Genomic DNA, 19,129 nt, shown 5'->3' with positions numbered 1-19,129 from the left:
TTTATGCAATGATATGAAAAATAATACAGCCTACACAGCTGATTTTGAGTATTCTTTTAATATGGATTGAAGAATTTCAGCTGCCTCGTCAATTTCTGCTTCTGTTGCAGTCAGCGGAGGGAGCAGGCGCAGCACATTTTTACCCGCAGGCAGTGCCAGCAAACCTTTTTCCCTTAATGCCTTAAGCAGGTGAGGGAGATGAACATCTGTTTCAATTCCAACCATCATCCCAAGCTGGCGAATTTCTTTAACGGCTGTAATAATTTCGAGTGATTCAGTTAATTTATTTGCTAAATAGGTGCCCTTCTCCTGTACACCCTTTAAGAATTCTTTCTTAAAAATAGTTTCCATTGTGGCGATTGCTGCAGCGATGCTGATTGGATTACCGCCAAATGTTGATCCATGGCTGCTGGGCCCAAAGACTTCTTCTAACTCTTGCTTTCCAATCATTGCACCGATTGGCAATCCACTCCCGAGCCCCTTAGCTGATGTGACAATATCGGGGTCAAGATTAAAATACTGAAATGCGAAGGCTTTTCCTGTTCTGCCTATTCCTGTCTGGATTTCGTCTATAATTAAGAGGGATCCATACTTCCTGCAAAGCTGTTCTGTTTTTTCAAGAAACTCCTGCGTCCCAATATGAATCCCGCCTTCTCCCTGAACGATTTCAAGCATAACAGCCGCTGTTTCTTTATCCATTTCTTTTTCTAATGCGTTACTATCATTAAAAGGAACATACTTAAATGTTTCAAGCATGGAGCCAAAACCTTCTTTAATTTTATCCTGTCCTGTAGCAGCCATCGCAGCAAAAGTTCTGCCATGGAAAGACTGCTGAAAACTAATGATTTTCTGACGCCCTGTTGCTTTCCTTGCTAGCTTTATTGCTGCTTCATTTGCCTCTGCACCACTATTGGCAAAGAATACAGGACCCATGCCTGCTGCTTCAGAAAGGTGCTTCGCAGCAATTTCCTGCTGCTCCTGCACAAACAAATTGGAAACATGCCAGAATTTATTCAATTGGGTACTGACTGCTTCCTGTACAGCTGCGGGACGATGTCCCAAATTGCAAACCCCTATGCCTGAAGTAAAATCCAAATAGTGTTTGCCGTTTTTATCAATTAGGATGCTGCCCTCTGCTGCTTCCGGCTCCACTTCCCACCGGGCATATGTCGGGAATAGAAAACTCAATTGAATACCTCCTTTTTGGCTGACACATTCGTCCCGATCCAAGTTCCATTTTTATAAAACGCATCCTTCCCGGATACAATCATTACACTGTTTATCCCCTGGCTGATTGCCTTCATCGCGGATGTAACCTTCGGAATCATTCCACCTGTTATCTTTTCATCTTTTATATGCTGCTCAATTTCTTTCTTATCCAAATGAGATGACAGCTTGCCATCAATGAAGATTCCTTCTACATCCGTTACGAATATACAGTGCTCAGAATCTATTGCATTTGCAACAGCTGCGGCTGCATAGTCTGCATTGACATTCAGCTTTGTACCATCTTCTGTTGATGCAATAGGTGTGATCACCGGAATAAGCTCTTCACTGAGCAATTTTTCAAGCAAGGGCCGATTCACACCTGAAATTTTTCCAACCAAACCAAGTTTTTCCTGGTCTACAACTTCCCCTAAAAATAATCCCGCATCGCTTCCATTTAATCCCAATGCCTTTAAGCCTTGTTTTTGGAGCATGGCAGCAAGCTTCCGATTTGACTGGCCTGACAATACCATTTCCGCCACTTCCATCACTTCGGGAGTCGTTTTTCGTAGACCATTTACAAATTCATGAGGCACCTGATAGAGTTCGAGCATTTTGTTGATGGCAGGACCGCCTCCATGGACAAACACAAGCTGATATCCCTCTTCCTTCAATTCTGAAAGACTTTCAAAAAACGAATCTCCCAAATCTTCCATCACGCTTCCGCCGCACTTTATGACTATACTTTTCAACTTGCATCCCCCTAAGTACGATAGCTGGCATTAATCTTTACATAGTCATAGGATAAATCGCAGCCCCATGCCTTCCCTATTCCATTTCCGGTATGCAGATTTACCGAAATTTGTATCGATTGATTACTTAAATACTCTTTTGCATCTTCCTCTGAAAATGCCTGTGGTACACTATTCTTTAGCATTTCAATAGGTCCAATTGAGATATCTACCGAAGATGGATCCATATTGATCTGACTCTGCCCGATTGCGCCTATAATACGGCCCCAGTTTGCATCCGCACCATACATAGCCGTCTTCACCAGGTTGGAGCCGACAATCTGTTTAGCAGCCTTTCTGGCCTCATCGTCACTCTCTGTCCCAGAAACCTCTACCTCAATTAGTTTGGTCGCTCCCTCGCCATCTTTTGCAATTTGCTTAGCAAGGCTCTCGCTTGTTTTCGATAGCATCTCGATGAATACGTCCCAATCAGGATGATCCGGAGAAAGCTTATCCGTCCCGCTTTGTCCATTAGCCATAACAAGAACCATGTCATTTGTTGATGTATCTCCATCTATGGTAATCTGATTGAACGTCCGGTCAGTAACCTGTTTTAAAGCAAACTGTAAGTCGCCGCTATCTATATTTGCATCTGTTGTTATAAACGCCAGCATTGTCGCCATATTTGGATGGATCATCCCAGAGCCTTTCGCCGATCCGCCCATTGTGACTTCTTTTCCATCGATCACTGCCGAATAGCAGCACTTCTTCATTACTAAATCTGTCGTTAAAATAGCTGTTTGGAAGTCCTCCGAATGAGACGTATCGCTGCCTGAATTTAATGTCTGAATCCCCGCTTCAATTTTGTCCATCTGCATGTACTCTCCGATTACACCTGTTGAGGCAACAGCTACATAATGTTCTTTCAAATGAAATTTCTCAGCAGCAAGCTTTCTCATTAGATAAGCATCTTTAAGACCTTGCTCACCCGTACAGGCATTCGCGCAGGCACTATTAACAATGACTGCCTGTATAAGCCCTTCTTCAGCAATGCTTTCCTGTGTCACTTTAAGCGGTGCAGCCTGGAAATGGTTTGTTGTATAAACGGCTGCACATTGTGCTGGGGTTTCACTTACTATAACCCCCAAATCCTTTTTTGAATAACGAAGTCCTGCGTGAACGCCAGCAGCAGCGAATCCCTTTGGCGAAATGATGCTTCCTGAGGACCGTTCTGTTACTTCTGCTGTTTGTGATAATATTGGCAATTGCTATTCCTCCTTATGGATAGAGCGGAACAAATCCAAGCCCTGCTGATTCATCAAGCCCGCTCATAATATTTGCATTTTGGACAGCCTGCCCCGCTGCACCCTTCATCAGGTTATCGATCACTGAAACAACTGTCAGCCTTCCTGTCCGTGAATCTGCATGGACACCAATATCACAATAATTGGAGCCAGCCACTTCTTTTACAGAAGGAAAAGTATTTTCTGGAAGTATCCTGATGAATGGATGTTTCTCATAAACTGATTTATAGAGTTCAAGAATCTGTGCAGTTGTATATTCTTTTGTTAACTGAGCATAACTAGTAGTCATGATTCCTCTTGTAATCGGAAGGAGATGAGTGGTGAAGGTTATGGGTTCCACTACAGGATTCCATTTCTTGAGTTCCTGTTCAATTTCCGGTGTGTGCTGATGCTGGTTTACCTTATAAACACGCAAATTTTCATTGGCTTCCGCATAACTTGAAGTTCTTGAAAGCGACCTTCCAGCTCCCGATATCCCTGATTTAGCATCTACAACGATACCTGTTGTGTTCACTAAATTCTCTTTTACAGCCGGAGCCAGACCTAACAGGGCAGAAGTTGGATAACAGCCGGGATTGGATATCAATTCAGCAGAGACAATCTCATCATGATGCCATTCAGATAGACCATATACGGCTCTACCCACAAGATCCTCATCCGCAGGTTCGTGCTTATACCACTCGATATAATCTTTTGCAGGTATCCGTAAGTCCCCGGAGAGGTCAATTACCTTAATGCCTTTCCCTGAAAAATCCTTTGCCAGTTTTCCCGAGATTCCTGAAGGTGTGGCAAGAAAAACAATATCGGATTGCTCTGCAATTTGATCAGGGTCAACTTTCTGTAAATCTTTATCCATGATCCCATATAAATGCGGGTATTCTTTCCAGATAGGCAAATCTTCTTTTGTTGAATGAATGGATTTAACGTTAAATTCCGGGTGGTGCTGAAGGATACGAAGCAATTCCGCACCTCCATACCCGGTTGTTCCGATAATTGAAACGTTCATAATTGCTCCCTTCAATACTTAAATGTATATTTAATCAAATTTATACATATTTATAAATTTTTTGTTTCTCTTATTATAAAAACTGCGGAAGAAAATTGCAACCTATTTTCTCGAAGTTTTAAAGATTCTTAAAATACAAATTTTATTTTTTAACAAGTGAAAAGTTATTGGCACTGGCCTTTTAGCATTAAATCAGGGTTCTATTGTCATTTTTTTATGATTCTTATTAGATAGTTTCGTTCTTCCCGGGGAAAATGCATAATGCATCGGAAAATGGTGGTTTTAGCATGCAGCCAACAACTGAAATATCAGCAGAGCTAAGGAATTTTTTGCTGTCTATTCACCGTTAAATAAGAATGGAAAAAGGGCTGTTTTTTGTTTCAGGAAGAGATTGGAGCCAATGGGCTGGCACTGTAGAACCCAGAGTAAATTCAGGGATCTCATCTTGAATGGAAAAAAGGCGCCATTTATTCAACTTTGATTCGCCTTTCCATTAGCTTCAGGGTTAAATTAAGGGAAATAAATTCCATTGAAGTGCTTCTTACGTATCAGAAACTAGACAACTTTTGCGGAGCTTTCAGGGAAGTTATAATCGCCTTCTAAAAAATTTACTGTGAGAATTGTCCAGCTGACATTTGCAGCATCAAATAATAAACCCGGCCTTCAAAGGCCGGGTTTTAGTTGTGAAAAGCGGTTATTATAATGAAAAAGAAGATAGCGGCATTTGCGATTTCAAAGATGCCGATTTTTTTAGGAGACAAAGGTTTTCCATAAAACGCAATAGCTCGATACAGACTTGGCAGGAATGCAGCTGCCACTACCCACTGTCCCAACAGAATCCAAATAACTGGCACAACCGCATGGTAAATCCATGACACCCACCTAAAAGATAGATTTTTCTTCTCCCGAATCATTGATTTTACATAAAAAGTGCTGCCTGAAAAAAATAAAATAGAGCCTGCAAATACAATCCAGGAGAGCAGCGTAATTTCTCCACTAGGCAAATAGCTACTAGCAAGCCCTGCTAACGAAAACGCGAAAATGGCACTGAAATCATTCCCGAGTGCCCGATCCTGATTTTTTGATGAATAATAAGCATTTATGATAAAAAAAGGAACCATGAGAAGCCCGAATTGAATGATAGAAGGTCTTGCCAATAAAGGAAACAAAAGCAGCATAATGGCGGGAATCATATAAATAGCTGTCCATTTTGCATAAAAGGCGACTTTTTTCCTCTTAAACAAAAGAAGGCACGGATAAGTAGCTAAGTATAGTAAAGTCCACCCTAAGAAAAACGGGATATGGGACCAAACTACTTCTGACGCTGCCGCTCCCAGCCAAAAAGGCAGGAGCAGCATCGCCCATGCACCATGCTGCTTTGGCAAAAATAACTTCATTTCTAATTCCTCCCCGTTGCTTTCTGCCTATAATATAAAATTTACAGACTAAAAAAGAAGTGAGGCTTATCACTAACTGGTGTTTCGCCACAGAACGTTCATTAATGCCAAAAAGCCTCTGGAAGTTTACGCCAGAGGCTTACACGTTGAGTGTCCAAATGCACAGTAGATGGTTCTGCGCAAGCTGACTACTTTTCCGCAACGGATGCTTTGTTTTGTACGAGGTTTTTTCTTATTGATGATCGTGATCCGAGTTAGTTGATGTGTTCACAGTAATGCTGTCATCTTTTTCTCAGCCGCTACTTTGGCTCTGAATTCAATTCACTTTTTATATATTTGATCATCCATTCTGGACCTTTTGGATCATGGATATTGAAAAATGGGATCTTCACTTCCCCATGCTCCGCACTTTTCGCTTCGTCATCCCAGTAAAATACTGCCTTGATATTGGTTAATTGCTTTAGCAGGTGCAGGTCATCACAGTACCTTAAAAGCAGCACTTTAGGGTATGGAGCATGCTTATGCCCTTCTATGATAATAAGATCGGAATCCATCTTTGAGGCTAATTTTACTTGTTCTTCAAGGCTCCATGCTTCTTTCTCAGCCTGTATTAGAAGCCTGCCTCCCCCTTCCACCAGTGTGGCTAATGCCCCCGATTTGATATGTTTGCTGGTATCTTTCCCGCCAGGCACTTCGGGCATGCCTCCATGCCCATGGTGCTTAATCGTTATGACTGAAACCCCTGCTTCCCTTAATCCGGAAATTAATGTATTTACCAGGGTTGTTTTACCGCTATTTTGATAGCCGGAAACCTGTATGACAACAGGCTCCCTTACCATGGCCATTCGCTTCCTTCATGGTCCTCCAGCAATAAGACTTCTACCTCATCCCCTTTGCTATATCCTCTGGTTCCTCCTGGAAGAATCATTAAAGAATTCGCGCCAGCAAGGCTCATGACGATATTCGACTTATCCACACCGCTTGGAGCAGCTATAAGCCGGCCATCAGCATAATTGAGCGTAGCTCTGACAAATCGGGTAAATGGATTTGCTTTCGGGAACTCTGCTGCAAGTTCAGCTTTTTCCCTTCTCAGATGCGGTTTTTCAGCAAACAGCATTTTTCGAATGATTGGCCTTGCAAATAGCTCAAACCCGACATAGCATGCAGATGGGTTTCCCGAAAGGCCAAACATAAGCTTTCCTTGATGCTGGGCAACAGTCGTAACACTTCCTGGACGCATCGCAACCTTGTTAAAAAGGACCTCTGCCTGCATTTTTTTATAAATGGCAGGCAGATAATCAAAATCGCCCACAGACACACCTCCTGTTGTGATCAGCATATCGACATGATCCAAAGCTTCTTTTACTGCATCAAAGCAAGTATCAAATTCATCCGGAAGCTTGTCGAGGTATATAACCTCTGCTCCTGCTCTTTCAATTTGTGCAGAAATCATATGGGCATTGCTGTTCCTGATTTTCCCTGGCTGCAATGGTTCATGTACTTCCAGAAGCTCCGTACCGGTAGCAAACAATCCAATGACAGGCTTTTTAGCAACAGAAACCTTGTCATAGCCAAATGTGGCAAGTATAGCCTGAATTCCTGGATTAATTCTTGCTCCTTTTTTAACAAGAGATTCACCTTCTTTGGCATCTTCACCTTTGAATGACACATTATCGCCAGGTTTATAGGTACGTTTGATGGACATGTAATTCTTGCCGTCCTTTTCATAGGCGCTGGCCAATTCAAGCATCACAACAGCATCACATTCATCAGGCATTTGGGCACCTGTCATAATTCTCACGGTTTGAAAAGCACCCACTTGTTTAGTCGTTACATGACCTGCTCCAATATGGTCGATTACCTCAAACTCAACTGAATTATCCATGGAAGCTCCTTTTGTATCTTTCGAACGTACTGCAAATCCATCATAGGGCGATCGGTCAAAATGCGGGACATCATTGGTTGCTTTTAAATCCTCTGCAAGAAAGCGTCCAAAGCTATCATTTATGGAAACATGTTCAATATCTCCTTTTTTCTGATAAGCCATTATTCTTTTCACGGCTTCCCCAACCTGAATGGGAGTTCTTTTTTCCAACATGATATCAGCTCCTATGTATCGCGGTTTCTAAATAATCCAAAAATGCTATTTTTGCTTATTATAAACGTACATGAAATAGTCAAACATGACAAACATCACACATTCAGCTTCGCTGCTTCAACAAAGAAAATTTTAAAAATGCTCTAAGTGTGATGAGCATCACCACTTTGCAGTATTACTTCTTTTATCCTATAGATATAATCCGCAATATTAAAGGAGGAGCAAGTATATGACTATGCAGCTTTCTGAGGATCGGCTCGTAAAAGATCTTGTTAATGATTTCCCGAAGACAAGTGATGTATTCAAAAGGCATCGGATAGATTTTTGCTGTGGAGGAAATATTTCATTAATACGGGCAGCAGCTGAGCAATCTGCTGATATGGAAGTACTGATAAAAGAATTAAACGAGGTAATTCAAAAAGAAAATCCTAAAGAAGATATACAAGTTTGGACAAAAAGCAGTTCTGTGGATATTATTGAATACGTCATCAACCAGTACCACCGACCGCTTGAAGAAGAACTTTCGCAATTAAGTCCATATGTGACAAAGGTTGCCCGGGTTCATGGAGCAGGCCATGAGGAACTGCTAAGAGTTCACGAATTGTTCTTCGAGTTAAAAAGGGAACTTCTCGAACACACTGCCAAGGAAGAAGAGTCGGTTTTCCCTTTGCTGCTCAAGCTCGAGGATCCTCCTGCTGATAATCGCGAGGAAATTATTAGCTATATTCAAGAACTTGAAAAAGAACATGATCATGCAGGTGCGATTTTAAAAGAGCTTCGCGAAATCACTTCAGATTTTGTTCCGCCGTCAGATGCATGCGGATCTTACCGATTAGTCTATAAACGGCTTGAAGATTTAGAAGGCCAAACTTTTATGCATGTCCACCTAGAAAATAATATTCTGTTCCCACGATATATTAATTAACTTAAAAAATCTGCAGCTTAAAAGCCTGCAGATTTTTTATTTCTCAATCATGAAGCTTGATAGGGTAAGGGATGGGGCCTTTTCAAATAAGAAAATCACATCGAGGGAAATTACCCTCCGATATAGGACATTTCAATTTTCTTCCTATTTGCAATCGTTTCCTCTGTACGCTCGTCCGAATATCTATCTATGCGGCCATTCCAGATAGTGATAATGCGCTCAGTAATTTCTTCATCTGAGGCATTGTTTCTCATAAATTCTTTTAAATCATGTCCTTCTCCATTGAAGAGGCAGGTGAAGATTTGCCCATTAGCCGAGAGCCTTGAACGGGTACAGCTTGAGCAGAAGGATTCAGATACAGACGTGATAAATCCAACATCTACATTTGTGCCTTTATAACGGTAGCGTTTAGCAACTTCACCGAAATAATCAGGATCTACCGGTTCAAGCAGATAATGTTCCTTTAAAATTTCATATATTTCTTTTTTGGTCACGACTTGGTCCATCTTCCAGCCATTTGTGCTTCCAACATCCATATATTCAATAAAACGAAGCTGCAGCCCATTTTCTTTGCAAAACTTGGCCATTGGAACAATTTCTGAATCGTTCAGTCCTTTTTTTACAACCATGTTCAGTTTGACGCCAAGCCCGGCTTCTTTTGCAGCTTCAATCCCTTTTAATACAGGTTTTACACCAACATTGCGACCGTTAATTTTCCCAAATAATTCGTCATCCAGGCTATCCAGGCTAATATTCACCCTTTTTAGTCCTGCGTCCTTTAGATCCTTTGCATGTTTCGGGAGGTATACACCATTGGTGGTTAACCCAATATCGTTTAATCCTTCAATTTCCGAGAGCATTTTTACTAGTATAGAGAGGTCCTTTCTCATTAAGGGTTCTCCACCTGTTAACCTGATTTTTTCAACGCCTAGGCCGACAAAGATATTTGCCAGCCTATTAATTTCTTCATAACTTAGCAGCTCACTTTTAGGGAGAAAAGCAAAGTCAGGGCCGAAAACGTCTGCAGGCATACAGTATTGACAGCGGAAATTACAGCGGTCAATAACCGATATCCGCAAGTCTCTCAAAGGTCTATTTAATTTATCTTTAATGATTGTTTTAGCCATTGCGTTCAACTCCAGATAAAGAGTGACTTTTTTAAATCATCAACTATTTCAGCAAAAATATATTTAAACTTATCTAATGTATATTTTAACCTTTCCCTTAAGATAACAGAAATAATCCTGCACTTAAAATTAAGGGCTTTTACTATTAGAGCATAAATTTCTATAATTGTTAACAGTTTAATTAATTTTTTTTGATTATGCGCATCCCCAGTATTCAAAAACTGCAACAAAGTGCCACAATAACGACACAAACACCGGGCGTATTTTCACTATTTAGATGATATTATTGTGAAAAAAGACAGAAGTTTTATCAGATGGAGGATTAGCATGTCACAAACAGCCAATAAACCTACACATTCCATTGAAATAAAGGAGCTTCTTAACTTTGCGGACCGGCATATACAAACAAAGAAAGGCTCTTATATTTTTCAGGAAGGAATGGAAGCTAATGAGCTCTATATCATTTTGTCCGGCAAAATCCAAATCAGCAAAATAACGGCAGAGGGAAGAGAGCTTACTTTTCGAATATGCGGGAAAAATGAAATCATTGGTGAATTGACTCTTTTTACTAACTGCCCGAAATATTTACTAAATGCTTTGGTAATTGATGCTGGTGAAATCGCTGTTGTTAAAAAAGAGGTTCTGGAAAGGGAAATCTTTAAAAACAGCAGGCTGGCTTATGAGTTTATGAAATGGATGAGCGATCATTTTAGGAAGACCCAAACAAAATTTAGAGATCTTGTCCTCAACGGAAAGAAAGGCGCCCTCTTTTCAACCTTAATAAGAATGACTAACAGCTATGGTGTCAATGTGGATGAAGGAATCCTCATTGACCTGCCTCTCACCAACCAGGAACTGGGCAATTTCTGCGGAACCTCCCGTGAAAGCACGAACAGGATCCTGGGTGAGCTTAAGAAGGATGATATTATTGCCAGCTTGAACGGAAAAATTATTGTTAAGAACTTGCAATACTTAAAAAATGAGATTGGCTGCGAAAATTGTCCTGCGGTCTATTGCAGCATTGAATAAGAGTGCAGCTTTTATGCTGCACTCTTATTCATCCGGAAAAATAGGCTTATCCTTATTCCACTGACGCTGTTTCTAATCATTTTATTAGGTGTTTGCCGCTTTCTTCCTCAATGATTTAGGGATATAGACACAGAATGGCTCGCTTTCAAGATAGTCTCCGGTCATCGCATAAGCTCGGGACCTTGACCCTCCGCAAACATATCTGAACTCGCATTGTCCACATTTTCCCTTGTATTTATCAGGGTTTCTTAAATCTTTAAAAATGGGAGACTCCCTGTAAATTTCTGCGAGAGGCTGTTCCCTCACGCTGCCCGCTTTAATAGGAAGAAGGCCGCTCGGATAGACATCTCCTATGTGGGAAATGAATACAAAACCGTTCCCGTCATTCACTCCTTTTGGCGCCCTTCCCAGCCCATCAATAGAACCAGTCAAGCCCTTCTGTGTTAGCGCATCAAGATACTGAATGTCTTGATTCTGTGCTATTGCTTCCTTTATTTTCTGCTGTATAACCACTCTTCGGTAATGCTGTGCAGCTGTTGTTTTAATATCAAAAGGAACTCGTTTGCTTAAGTCATATAGCCAGGTAAATACCTTCTCATGCTCAACAGGAGAAATCATATCCTTTTCCTGCCCTCTGCCTGTAGGCACAAGGAGAAACACGCTCCAAAGCACACACTTCAGATTCTCAACAACCATTGCCATTTCCTCGAGATAATCAATATTATACCGGGAAATAACCGTATTGATTTGGACTGGTATTTCAAGTTCATGCAAATACTTGATCCTTTCAATTGTTAGATCAAACGAGCCTGAGGTACCCCGGAAATGGTCATGAATTTCTGCATTGGGTCCGTCGAGACTGAATGCCCAGCGAGATAAGCCTACCTCTTTTGCTTTTTCGATAGCTTCCTTTGTTACATTCGGGGTTGCACTTGGTGTCATGGAAACCCTAACTCCTTTTTTCACTGCATAGTCGGCTATATCGAATACATCCTGTCTCATTAATGGATCTCCACCTGTGAATACCAGCATCGGGTTGTTCATTTCATATATTTGATCAATCAATTCTTTCCCCTCTTCAAAGGAAAGCTCTCTAGGGTCTCTTCTGTATTGTGCCTCCGCGCGGCAATGCAGGCATTTTAGCTGGCAAGCTCTTGTTAACTCCCAAATTACAATAAAAGGGTCCTGATTAAAATCTCTATTAAATTCCATAATAGATGCCTCCTTAGCTGCCCCTTTTTAGACAGCTTCTTCAATGATGATGCCATTTGAAGTGAACTTTATTTGTCTTTGCATCGTTATTATAGGGTAATTTCAAATGTAAATAAGTGAACTATCTCACAAATATCTGTTCTTTTTGGAAATTTGACAAGGAGGTGACTAGAAGGTGCAAGGATGATTGATAAGTGCAGGGTGATGAAGGTTTTGTCATTAAACTGTAATTAGCAGCTAAGCATATCATTACGGATTATAGGATTCATTTTATATACTAACCCGGCAGGCAAAAAGCTGCCTACTGGGTTAGCTGGGGATTTTTTATTGTACGCCTAGGGCAATTTTTGCATAACGGGACATTCTGTCTTTGGACCAGGGCGGGTTCCAGACAATATTTACCTCAGTATCTTTGACTTCAGGGATATCAGCCAATGCAGCCTTGACTTGTTCTACTATGGTTCCAGCCAAAGGGCAGCCCATGGAAGTAAGGGTCATATCAATAACCGCCTTGCCCTCTTCCTCCATTTTTACGTCATATACCAAGCCTAAGTTTACAATATCGATGCCGAGCTCAGGGTCTACTACAAGTTCTAGTGCGCCCATGATGCTGTCTTTTAAATCCTGATTCATTTTGAAGCACTCCTTCTTTTGTACTTTAATTAATCATAACAAATATTTAAATGAATTGACAAAATGTTGTCTAAAGATGCACTTCAAACCATTTTACCGTTTCAAGCACACCTTCTCTGCTCACTTTATGTCCTGCTTGTTCGTCCGAAATAAATCTCAGCTTTTCATGTGCATCACGATATAGTGGCTGAATGTTTTCATAAAACCGGTATGTATAGGAATAAGGAACAACAGAATCTTTTTTTCCATGCCAGAACATAAGGGGCCTGCCACACAGTTTTTCTGGCTGCAGACTTATATCGCGCTCTCTTAGAGAAGCCAGCAAATCTGAGATCTCTTCATTGCTTAAAGGAATTTCAATATTATGTTTCGGAAGTTCTTCCAGCTGCATTTGGGCAAACTTTTCATAATAAGGCATCCCCATAAGGCTGACAGCAGCTTTAATCCATTCATATTGTGTTAAAGCGCCAAGTGTTATGATGCCCCCCATGGAGGTTCCGACAAGACCAATTCTATCTGGATTTATCAGGTGTTCCCCTTCGTATGCTTCCTTTATCATTCCCAACTCTGCTATCGTATTGAGAACAATATCCCAAAGCCTGAAGTTCAAATGATTACCTGTTAAGCCGTTTGATCTTTCCCCATGGAATACCGTATCCGGCAGCACCACCCTAAAGCCTTTTTCAGCAAGCAGATAAGCATAATGAAGGTTATGTTCTTTCGCACTCGTAAATCCATGAACGAAAAAAACGAATGGCAATCGATCCTCCTTTTTCTCCTGTCTGGCCACCTCGAGAACAGGAATCTCCCTGATAAGCTTATTTTCTATAATAACCAATGGCCTTCCTCCTAAATCATTTATGCCTAATTGTTAAGTGGCAAGTTCAATTGTTTTTATTATGTAAGCAAAGTGAATTTTTTTACAACCATATTAGAATATTGGTAACATATACGTATAAAATGATTTTTGTAAACTGAAATTTACACAGCATTGTAAATTCTTCCTATATTTTCAGAATAACATGTGGACTTTTTTTTTCACAAACCTTTAAACTTAAATGCAAAGGCATCTTTTTATTGTGGATGACTGACATAAAAAATTTATAAAGCGCAAAGCGCATAAAAGGAGATATTATGGCAGAAAAACATTTAATTGCACTTGACCTTGATGGCACTTTATTAAAAGATGATAAAACAATATCACCAAAAACAAAAATGGTCATTCAAAAAGCTCGTGAACAGGGACATGAGGTCATGATTGCTACGGGAAGGCCGTTTCGTTCAAGTGAGATTTATTATCGGGAAATGGACCTTACTTCTCCTATTGTAAATTTTAACGGAGCATACATTCATCATCCCAAAGATCGCAACTGGGGGGTCTACCATACTCCGCTGCAAATGACCGTAGCGAAAGAAATTGTGGAAGCTGTTAACAGCTATACTTTCCATAATATCGTTGCAGAGGTTATTGATGATGTTTATTTGCACTATCATGATGAAAAACTGCTGGATATCTTTGGATTCGGCGACCCGAATATAACAACTGGCGACTTGCGCAATTACCTCAATGATAATCCTACAAGCATGCTGATCCATACAGATGAGGAGCATGTAAGAACCATCAGGGACCACTTATCCAAAGTGCACGCTGAAGTGATTGATCATAGGCGCTGGGCCGCTCCATGGCATGTGATAGAAATCGTGAAGGCCGGCCTTAATAAGGCTGTAGGATTGCAAAAAGCCTCAGAACATTTCCAAATACCTTCCAATCGGATTATTGCCTTTGGCGATGAAGATAATGATTTGGAAATGCTTGAATATGCAGGCTACGGCATTGCAATGGGAAATGCCATTGACAGGGTCAAGAATATTGCCAACGAAGTTACCTTGACAAATGAAGAAGATGGAATTGGAATTTATTTAAATGATTTACTTAACTTAAAAGCTCTTTAACCAGCTTCACAGCAAAAAACATAAATTAGAAAACTGGCCAATATAACCCTCTTTTGAAAAACATCTCTTTAGAGCATACTAAAGGATGAAGCAGACAAGCTGCTTCAAAAATCTTCAGGCGGAGGGGATTCGAATGGGTAAACGTAATAAATCAAAACGCTTCGTTCAACAAGGTATTGATACTGTTAGTAAGCATGATGAGCGTATCCCGTATCACATGACATATGCTGATGCAGAAGCCGAAAAATTGGCTAATGTGAAAGAATCATCCCTCGGAGGAATATAAGATGGGAAACAGATTATATCAGGAAGCCAGGAAATATGCAGAAATTGCTAAAGGTTCTCCTGGCCAGGAAGAAGCTATTTCCCGTGCAAAAAATGCGTTAAGTTCCGCCTTTGCTAATTCCACTGCGGCTGAACAGGAGCAGCTGCGTGAAATGCAGCAGAAGCTGGAACAATAGAGCCGATAATGAAGAAAAATGCTGGAGCTAGACATTTATCGACAAACATTTTTTTAAAATTTAAGAAAGCTGACAGCCCCAAATAGGCTGTCAGCTTTTTTTACCTATTTTCCAGTATTACCGGAACGGATTGAATAATACTTCCGTCTTTTTGGCTTTTTTCATACAAATGCAGTATTACAGAACCGCTTCTAGGCAATTTCCGATTAGGGATATTTATTTTTAATGTAATGGACTCCCAGTTCCTGGATTTTGTTTGGAGCGGCCGTTCAGCCCATAACTCATTATGGCCATCTTCTACAGCATAGAATAACTTTCCTCCTAGAGAGCGTGCTTCAAAGGCAACTGTATAAGCGCCGTCTTCCCCGCTAGTCTTTGCATGGCGGAATGATGCACTTTTTCCAGGTATATAAACAGGCGATTCGGAAGCAGGTTTTTCTGTCAAAGTTTCCTCGTTAAGTTTTTTTGCCTGCAGAATGGCTTTAATCCGATATTCCCCTTCCGTTACTCGATTGCCATTATAGACATAATCCCATTGTTCCCTCCAAATCAAGCTCTCATCCGGTTTTAACTTAAGGGTTTGCAAAGCCTGTAAAAAAACTTTGCCTTTTGAATAGGAGTATACCGGATTGCCTTTTTCATCATAAATCAAAATTTCATACTTCTGTGAGCTTGGAAATTCAAAATCCAAAGGATCATTTTCAGTATTTCTTAAAATAATGTCCATTTCCAATCGTTCCGGTCCTGCATAAGGTAAAACCTCAAATTCATAAGGCTTTTTGCTCCCAGCAGCCTCAGAGCTTTGTAAAGGCAGAGAAAATGCTAAAAAAAACAGAACACCTAATAGTCGCAGCATCCCTGCACCCCTCCAGTTATTTAATCCCTGCGGAAGAAACCGTACACACCTGCTGTTTGAACGATATTGGTAAAAGCATTGGGATCCACTTCTTTAATAATTCTCTCAAGATCAAATAATTCATACCGAGTAATGACGATCATCATCATTTCTTTGCTTTCGTTTGTAAAAGCTCCTTTGGCAGGGAACGTTGTAATCCCTCTAACTAAATGGTCATGAATTGCCTTTTTCATTTCTACCGACTTTTTTGTAATGATTAGCGCTGTCAGCTTTTCGTGTCTTGTGTGGATCGCATCAATTACCCGTGTAGAGGCATACAGGGTTACCAGTGTATACAGAGCTTTTTCCCAGCCATATAAAAATCCGGCCGATATTATAATAATGGCGTTAAGCGTGAAAAAATATGTACCGACTGGTTTATCTTTCATTCTAGACAATACCATAGCTATAATATCCATACCTCCAGTAGAAGCCCCCCACTTTAGTGTAATCCCCACACCGACAGCAGCTATGACCCCTCCAAATACTGCATTTAGCAGAATATCCCCGGACACACGAATAATGGGGATGGCTTCCAAAAAAAATGACAGTAAAAACACACTAAGGAAGCTATAAACTGTGAATGATCTCCCAACCTTCTTCCAAGCTAAAATGGTTACAGGGATGTTCAAAATAAAGAGCAATATACCTGTAGATGCAAAGCTGCCCAAAATACTGGAAAGCAGCTGTGCCACACCCGTAAACCCGCTTGCATAGACATTTGCCGGTATCAGGAAGAAATTCATGGCGATCGCATTTAAAATCGCTCCAATCAATACAATAAAAACCTTCTTAGTCTCTAACCAAACCATTGTAAACCCCCTAATTTCACTTATTTAATCTTTACCCAAAATGAGGCATTTTCAATACAATTCATTGTTTTTTCTTACTTATTTCTATACACTTAATTCATATAGTTTGAAAGCAGGTGAAAAAGAATGTCAGTAAAATTACTCGCTGACAGTGCGTGTGACCTACCTTTAAATTTTTTTAAGGAAAATGATGTCACACTTTTTCCATTAAAGGTTCATTTAAACGATACTGAGTATGAAGATTTAGTTACAATTGAACCTAAAAAAGTTTATGATGCCATCCGTGAAGGCCAGGTGCCAAAAACCTCACAAGTATCTCCGCTGCTTTTTGAAGAAGCATTCACAAAAATGGCAGAAGAAAATAAAGACGGCATATATATTGCTTTTTCCTCCGAGCTTTCGGGTACATATCAAACAGCTGTAATGATTCTCGAACAGGTTAAGGAGAAGTATCCTGACTTTAACTTAACCATTATAGACTCCAAGGCTGCTTCTTTGGGATACGGATTAATTGTAATGGCAGCTGTTAATAAAATGCGATCTGGCGCCTCCAAAGAAGAATTGGTAAAGGATATCAAATTTCGCTGCGAGCATTTGGAAAGCTTATTTACTGTTAACGATCTCGAGTATTTAGCAAAAGGCGGCCGCGTTTCTAGAGCCTCTGCCTTCTTAGGAGGACTGCTGAACATTAAACCCCTTTTACATGTGGAGGATGGTAAACTCGTTCCGATTGAAAAGCTGCGTGGCAAGAAAAAACTTCTTCGGCGGATCATTGAACTGATGAAAGAAAGAGGAGTTTCATTTGAATCCCAGACTGTCGGCATTAGCCATGCTGATGATGAAGAAACGGCAATTGAAATGAAAACTCTTATAATGAACGAGCTAAACGCAAAAGAAGTTTATGTCACATCGATTGGCTCTGTTATTGGATCACATACCGGCCCTGGCTCAATCGCCATCTTCTTCCAAAACAAACTGTAAAACATGCTATCATAAATCTATACATACTCCTTTCTATTCTGACAGACAATAAGACTGCACTTCAGCCGGTTTCTTGCTGAAGACTAATTCTAACAGAATGGAAAGGGGTATTTTTTATTATGCCGCATACTTCTGATAATGATAAAAAGGCAAAAGACAATAACGCGCTGCGTCATGAAAAAAACATGATGCGCGAGAAAAACCGGAAAGCAGGAAAAAATCAGTACTCTAAAAAAACAGACCATCTTTAATAAAAAAGGGCAAGCATTTAGCTTGTCCTTTTTTTCATTAATAGCTAGTCTTTCTTTATATATGTCCAGCTGTCCTCCTGATACACCTTACCTTCTTTCATCAGCCTGCCCAAAGCTCTTTTGAAGGAAGCTTTGCTAAGCTGGAAACGCTCCTGAATGTCTTCTGGTGCGCTTTTATCACTAAATGGCATCGCACCATTACGGCTTTCCAGGTAGGAAAGGATCTTTTCCGAATCTTCATCAAGTACTTCGTGCTTTCTCGCGATTAAAGAAATATTCACAGTTCCATCTTCCTTTACATCCACAATACGCCCTTCAACCTTTTCACCGAGGCGCGGCTCCCTTTTTCGCTGGGATTCATGGATAAAACCCTTAAAACCCTCTGCTGTATAAATCCAGCTTCCGACCTTCGCTGTTCTGTAAATATGCCCATGAATGTTCTTATTAAAATCACTTCTTACAGCCTTTACAGCCATTTCACTTATTAAAGGATCGGTAGCCATTTTTACATAAATTCGGTTGTTTTTATTCACACGAAGGGTAATATACAGCCTGTCCCCTTCTTGCGGCCATACAGCTTTATGAACAGGCAAATCTTCTTCTCCCAGAAGCATATCCTTCTGCACACCAATATTGATAAATACCCCTATCCCGGGTTTTACATCACTTACTTGCGCCCAGCCATATGTACCAGCCTGTATTTCGGGAATCCTGGTTGTCGCGGCAATTCTCCCCTGAGAATCTACATAAAGAAAAGCCTCAACCTCCTGTCCTTCTTCAAGCTTACCCTCTGTTTCATTTTCATGGAGCAGGATATCTTCCTCTCCATCAGTCAAAAAATACCCAAATGCCGCTTCCCTTGATACAGTCAGCGCGGCTGTACGGCCCAAGTACTCCTCTAATGCCATTGCTTGTTACCTCCTTTTTATCACTGTAAACACCAAATATTCATTATATTAAATCTTTCCCTATAAAGATCTTATAACTCCTAAAGTTGTTCGAACTGCTATATTTTACTATAATAAGAAGGTAAAGTGAAACTTCTTTTTGAAGGCGCTTTTCCTTCAAAAAGTTAGTTGAACTTATCGGGTTTTTACTGTCCGTTTCA

The 19,129-nt window shown here is 40.5% G+C and carries 21 protein-coding genes; 7 read left to right on the top strand and 14 right to left on the bottom strand.

The window, feature by feature from the left end; genetic code table 11:
• Positions 1-30 precede the first annotated feature (30 nt).
• From NCCP133_RS05290 to NCCP133_RS05260, 7 genes are all read right to left on the bottom strand, one after another.
• Positions 31-1,188, bottom strand: coding sequence for an acetylornithine transaminase (locus NCCP133_RS05290; RefSeq protein ID WP_264803887.1), 1,158 nt, complete (start codon positions 1,186-1,188; stop codon positions 31-33).
• Positions 1,185-1,958, bottom strand: a complete 774-nt coding sequence (gene argB, locus NCCP133_RS05285) for an acetylglutamate kinase (RefSeq protein ID WP_264803886.1) — start codon at positions 1,956-1,958, stop codon at positions 1,185-1,187. Before argB ends, NCCP133_RS05290 begins: the two co-directional genes overlap by 4 nt.
• A gap of 11 nt (positions 1,959-1,969) precedes the next feature.
• Positions 1,970-3,202, bottom strand: coding sequence for a bifunctional ornithine acetyltransferase/N-acetylglutamate synthase (gene argJ, locus NCCP133_RS05280; protein WP_264803885.1), 1,233 nt, complete (start codon positions 3,200-3,202; stop codon positions 1,970-1,972).
• Positions 3,203-3,215: 13 nt separating this feature from the next.
• Positions 3,216-4,247: an N-acetyl-gamma-glutamyl-phosphate reductase gene (gene argC / locus NCCP133_RS05275; RefSeq protein ID WP_264803884.1), complete on the bottom strand. Its 1,032-nt coding sequence runs from the start codon at positions 4,245-4,247 to the stop codon at positions 3,216-3,218.
• A gap of 677 nt (positions 4,248-4,924) precedes the next feature.
• Complete coding sequence (locus tag NCCP133_RS05270) at positions 4,925-5,644, bottom strand: YwiC-like family protein (protein WP_264803883.1); 720 nt, start codon at positions 5,642-5,644, stop codon at positions 4,925-4,927.
• A gap of 299 nt (positions 5,645-5,943) precedes the next feature.
• The gene (gene mobB, locus NCCP133_RS05265; RefSeq protein WP_264803882.1) at positions 5,944-6,489 is read right to left on the bottom strand and encodes a molybdopterin-guanine dinucleotide biosynthesis protein B; all 546 of its coding nucleotides are present in this window, start codon (positions 6,487-6,489) and stop codon (positions 5,944-5,946) included.
• Positions 6,477-7,742: a molybdopterin molybdotransferase MoeA gene (locus NCCP133_RS05260; protein ID WP_264803881.1), complete on the bottom strand. Its 1,266-nt coding sequence runs from the start codon at positions 7,740-7,742 to the stop codon at positions 6,477-6,479. The genes mobB and NCCP133_RS05260 overlap by 13 nt, the downstream gene beginning before the upstream one ends.
• Positions 7,743-7,971: 229 nt before the next feature.
• Between NCCP133_RS05260 and ric the strand changes: the two genes are divergently transcribed.
• Positions 7,972-8,667: an iron-sulfur cluster repair di-iron protein gene (gene ric, locus NCCP133_RS05255; RefSeq protein ID WP_264803880.1), complete on the top strand. Its 696-nt coding sequence runs from the start codon at positions 7,972-7,974 to the stop codon at positions 8,665-8,667.
• 110 nt (positions 8,668-8,777) lie between these two features.
• Here the strand turns inward: ric and moaA are convergent, their stop codons facing one another.
• Positions 8,778-9,794, bottom strand: coding sequence for a GTP 3',8-cyclase MoaA (gene moaA / locus NCCP133_RS05250; protein WP_264803879.1), 1,017 nt, complete (start codon positions 9,792-9,794; stop codon positions 8,778-8,780).
• A 327-nt stretch (positions 9,795-10,121) separates the two neighbouring features.
• On the opposite strand from moaA, the gene NCCP133_RS05245 reads away from it, so the two are divergent.
• A complete protein-coding gene (locus tag NCCP133_RS05245; RefSeq protein WP_264803878.1) occupies positions 10,122-10,823 on the top strand; it encodes a Crp/Fnr family transcriptional regulator in 702 nt (233 codons plus the stop codon).
• Positions 10,824-10,907: 84 nt separating this feature from the next.
• On the opposite strand, the gene NCCP133_RS05240 is transcribed toward NCCP133_RS05245, so the two are convergent.
• The 3 genes from NCCP133_RS05240 to NCCP133_RS05230 all read right to left on the bottom strand — a co-directional run bounded on the left by NCCP133_RS05240 (position 10,908) and on the right by NCCP133_RS05230 (position 13,506).
• On the bottom strand, positions 10,908-12,035 hold the full coding sequence (locus tag NCCP133_RS05240) for a TIGR04053 family radical SAM/SPASM domain-containing protein (RefSeq protein ID WP_264803877.1): 1,128 nt from the start codon (positions 12,033-12,035) through the stop codon (positions 10,908-10,910).
• Between the two features lie 324 nt (positions 12,036-12,359).
• Entirely contained in the window at positions 12,360-12,668 is a 309-nt protein-coding gene (locus tag NCCP133_RS05235) for a metal-sulfur cluster assembly factor (RefSeq protein WP_264803876.1), read from the bottom strand.
• A gap of 70 nt (positions 12,669-12,738) precedes the next feature.
• Positions 12,739-13,506: an alpha/beta fold hydrolase gene (locus tag NCCP133_RS05230; protein ID WP_264803875.1), complete on the bottom strand. Its 768-nt coding sequence runs from the start codon at positions 13,504-13,506 to the stop codon at positions 12,739-12,741.
• Between the two features lie 296 nt (positions 13,507-13,802).
• On the opposite strand from NCCP133_RS05230, the gene NCCP133_RS05225 reads away from it, so the two are divergent.
• The 3 genes from NCCP133_RS05225 to NCCP133_RS05215 all read left to right on the top strand — a co-directional run bounded on the left by NCCP133_RS05225 (position 13,803) and on the right by NCCP133_RS05215 (position 15,082).
• On the top strand, positions 13,803-14,621 hold the full coding sequence (locus NCCP133_RS05225) for a Cof-type HAD-IIB family hydrolase (protein WP_309298034.1): 819 nt from the start codon (positions 13,803-13,805) through the stop codon (positions 14,619-14,621).
• Between the two features lie 133 nt (positions 14,622-14,754).
• Positions 14,755-14,907 (top strand): hypothetical protein, encoded by a 153-nt coding sequence (locus NCCP133_RS05220; protein WP_264803874.1) that lies wholly within the window; start codon positions 14,755-14,757, stop codon positions 14,905-14,907.
• A 1-nt stretch (position 14,908) separates the two neighbouring features.
• Positions 14,909-15,082 (top strand): DUF3813 domain-containing protein, encoded by a 174-nt coding sequence (locus NCCP133_RS05215; RefSeq protein WP_264803873.1) that lies wholly within the window; start codon positions 14,909-14,911, stop codon positions 15,080-15,082.
• A gap of 100 nt (positions 15,083-15,182) precedes the next feature.
• On the opposite strand, the gene NCCP133_RS05210 is transcribed toward NCCP133_RS05215, so the two are convergent.
• Positions 15,183-15,938: a BsuPI-related putative proteinase inhibitor gene (locus tag NCCP133_RS05210; protein WP_264803872.1), complete on the bottom strand. Its 756-nt coding sequence runs from the start codon at positions 15,936-15,938 to the stop codon at positions 15,183-15,185.
• A gap of 20 nt (positions 15,939-15,958) precedes the next feature.
• Positions 15,959-16,789: a YitT family protein gene (locus tag NCCP133_RS05205; RefSeq protein WP_264803871.1), complete on the bottom strand. Its 831-nt coding sequence runs from the start codon at positions 16,787-16,789 to the stop codon at positions 15,959-15,961.
• A gap of 126 nt (positions 16,790-16,915) precedes the next feature.
• Between NCCP133_RS05205 and NCCP133_RS05200 the strand changes: the two genes are divergently transcribed.
• A complete protein-coding gene (locus NCCP133_RS05200; protein WP_264803870.1) occupies positions 16,916-17,770 on the top strand; it encodes a DegV family protein in 855 nt (284 codons plus the stop codon).
• A 119-nt stretch (positions 17,771-17,889) separates the two neighbouring features.
• Positions 17,890-18,021 (top strand): DUF3941 domain-containing protein, encoded by a 132-nt coding sequence (locus tag NCCP133_RS05195; RefSeq protein WP_071976845.1) that lies wholly within the window; start codon positions 17,890-17,892, stop codon positions 18,019-18,021.
• A 44-nt stretch (positions 18,022-18,065) separates the two neighbouring features.
• Here NCCP133_RS05195 and NCCP133_RS05190 read toward each other — a convergent pair whose 3' ends face one another.
• On the bottom strand, positions 18,066-18,929 hold the full coding sequence (locus NCCP133_RS05190) for a CvfB family protein (RefSeq protein ID WP_264803869.1): 864 nt from the start codon (positions 18,927-18,929) through the stop codon (positions 18,066-18,068).
• Positions 18,930-19,129: the final 200 nt, after the last annotated feature.

This window comes from Cytobacillus sp. NCCP-133 (genome assembly GCF_026011715.1).
Classification (GTDB): domain Bacteria; phylum Bacillota; class Bacilli; order Bacillales; family Cytobacillaceae; genus Cytobacillus.
This window is presented reverse-complemented; position numbering and strand designations above follow the sequence as displayed.

Bases quoted from the DNA above. Each gene is read 5' to 3' on its own strand.
- NCCP133_RS05270 (WP_264803883.1), bottom strand. From the start codon at position 5,644: ATGAAGTTATTTTTGCCAAAGCAGCATGGTGCATGGGCGATGCTGCTC.
- mobB (WP_264803882.1), bottom strand. From the start codon at position 6,489: ATGGCCATGGTAAGGGAGCCTGTTGTCATACAGGTTTCCGGCTATCAA.
- NCCP133_RS05190 (WP_264803869.1), bottom strand. From the start codon at position 18,929: ATGGCATTAGAGGAGTACTTGGGCCGTACAGCCGCGCTGACTGTATCA.
- NCCP133_RS05260 (WP_264803881.1), bottom strand. From the start codon at position 7,742: ATGTTGGAAAAAAGAACTCCCATTCAGGTTGGGGAAGCCGTGAAAAGA.
- NCCP133_RS05220 (WP_264803874.1), top strand. From the start codon at position 14,755: ATGGGTAAACGTAATAAATCAAAACGCTTCGTTCAACAAGGTATTGAT.
- NCCP133_RS05200 (WP_264803870.1), top strand. From the start codon at position 16,916: ATGTCAGTAAAATTACTCGCTGACAGTGCGTGTGACCTACCTTTAAAT.
- NCCP133_RS05215 (WP_264803873.1), top strand. From the start codon at position 14,909: ATGGGAAACAGATTATATCAGGAAGCCAGGAAATATGCAGAAATTGCT.
- NCCP133_RS05205 (WP_264803871.1), bottom strand. From the start codon at position 16,789: ATGGTTTGGTTAGAGACTAAGAAGGTTTTTATTGTATTGATTGGAGCG.
- NCCP133_RS05195 (WP_071976845.1), top strand. From the start codon at position 17,890: ATGCCGCATACTTCTGATAATGATAAAAAGGCAAAAGACAATAACGCG.
- argC (WP_264803884.1), bottom strand. From the start codon at position 4,247: ATGAACGTTTCAATTATCGGAACAACCGGGTATGGAGGTGCGGAATTG.
- NCCP133_RS05235 (WP_264803876.1), bottom strand. From the start codon at position 12,668: ATGAATCAGGATTTAAAAGACAGCATCATGGGCGCACTAGAACTTGTA.
- NCCP133_RS05240 (WP_264803877.1), bottom strand. From the start codon at position 12,035: ATGGAATTTAATAGAGATTTTAATCAGGACCCTTTTATTGTAATTTGG.
- moaA (WP_264803879.1), bottom strand. From the start codon at position 9,794: ATGGCTAAAACAATCATTAAAGATAAATTAAATAGACCTTTGAGAGAC.
- ric (WP_264803880.1), top strand. From the start codon at position 7,972: ATGACTATGCAGCTTTCTGAGGATCGGCTCGTAAAAGATCTTGTTAAT.
- NCCP133_RS05210 (WP_264803872.1), bottom strand. From the start codon at position 15,938: ATGCTGCGACTATTAGGTGTTCTGTTTTTTTTAGCATTTTCTCTGCCT.
- NCCP133_RS05225 (WP_309298034.1), top strand. From the start codon at position 13,803: ATGGCAGAAAAACATTTAATTGCACTTGACCTTGATGGCACTTTATTA.
- NCCP133_RS05245 (WP_264803878.1), top strand. From the start codon at position 10,122: ATGTCACAAACAGCCAATAAACCTACACATTCCATTGAAATAAAGGAG.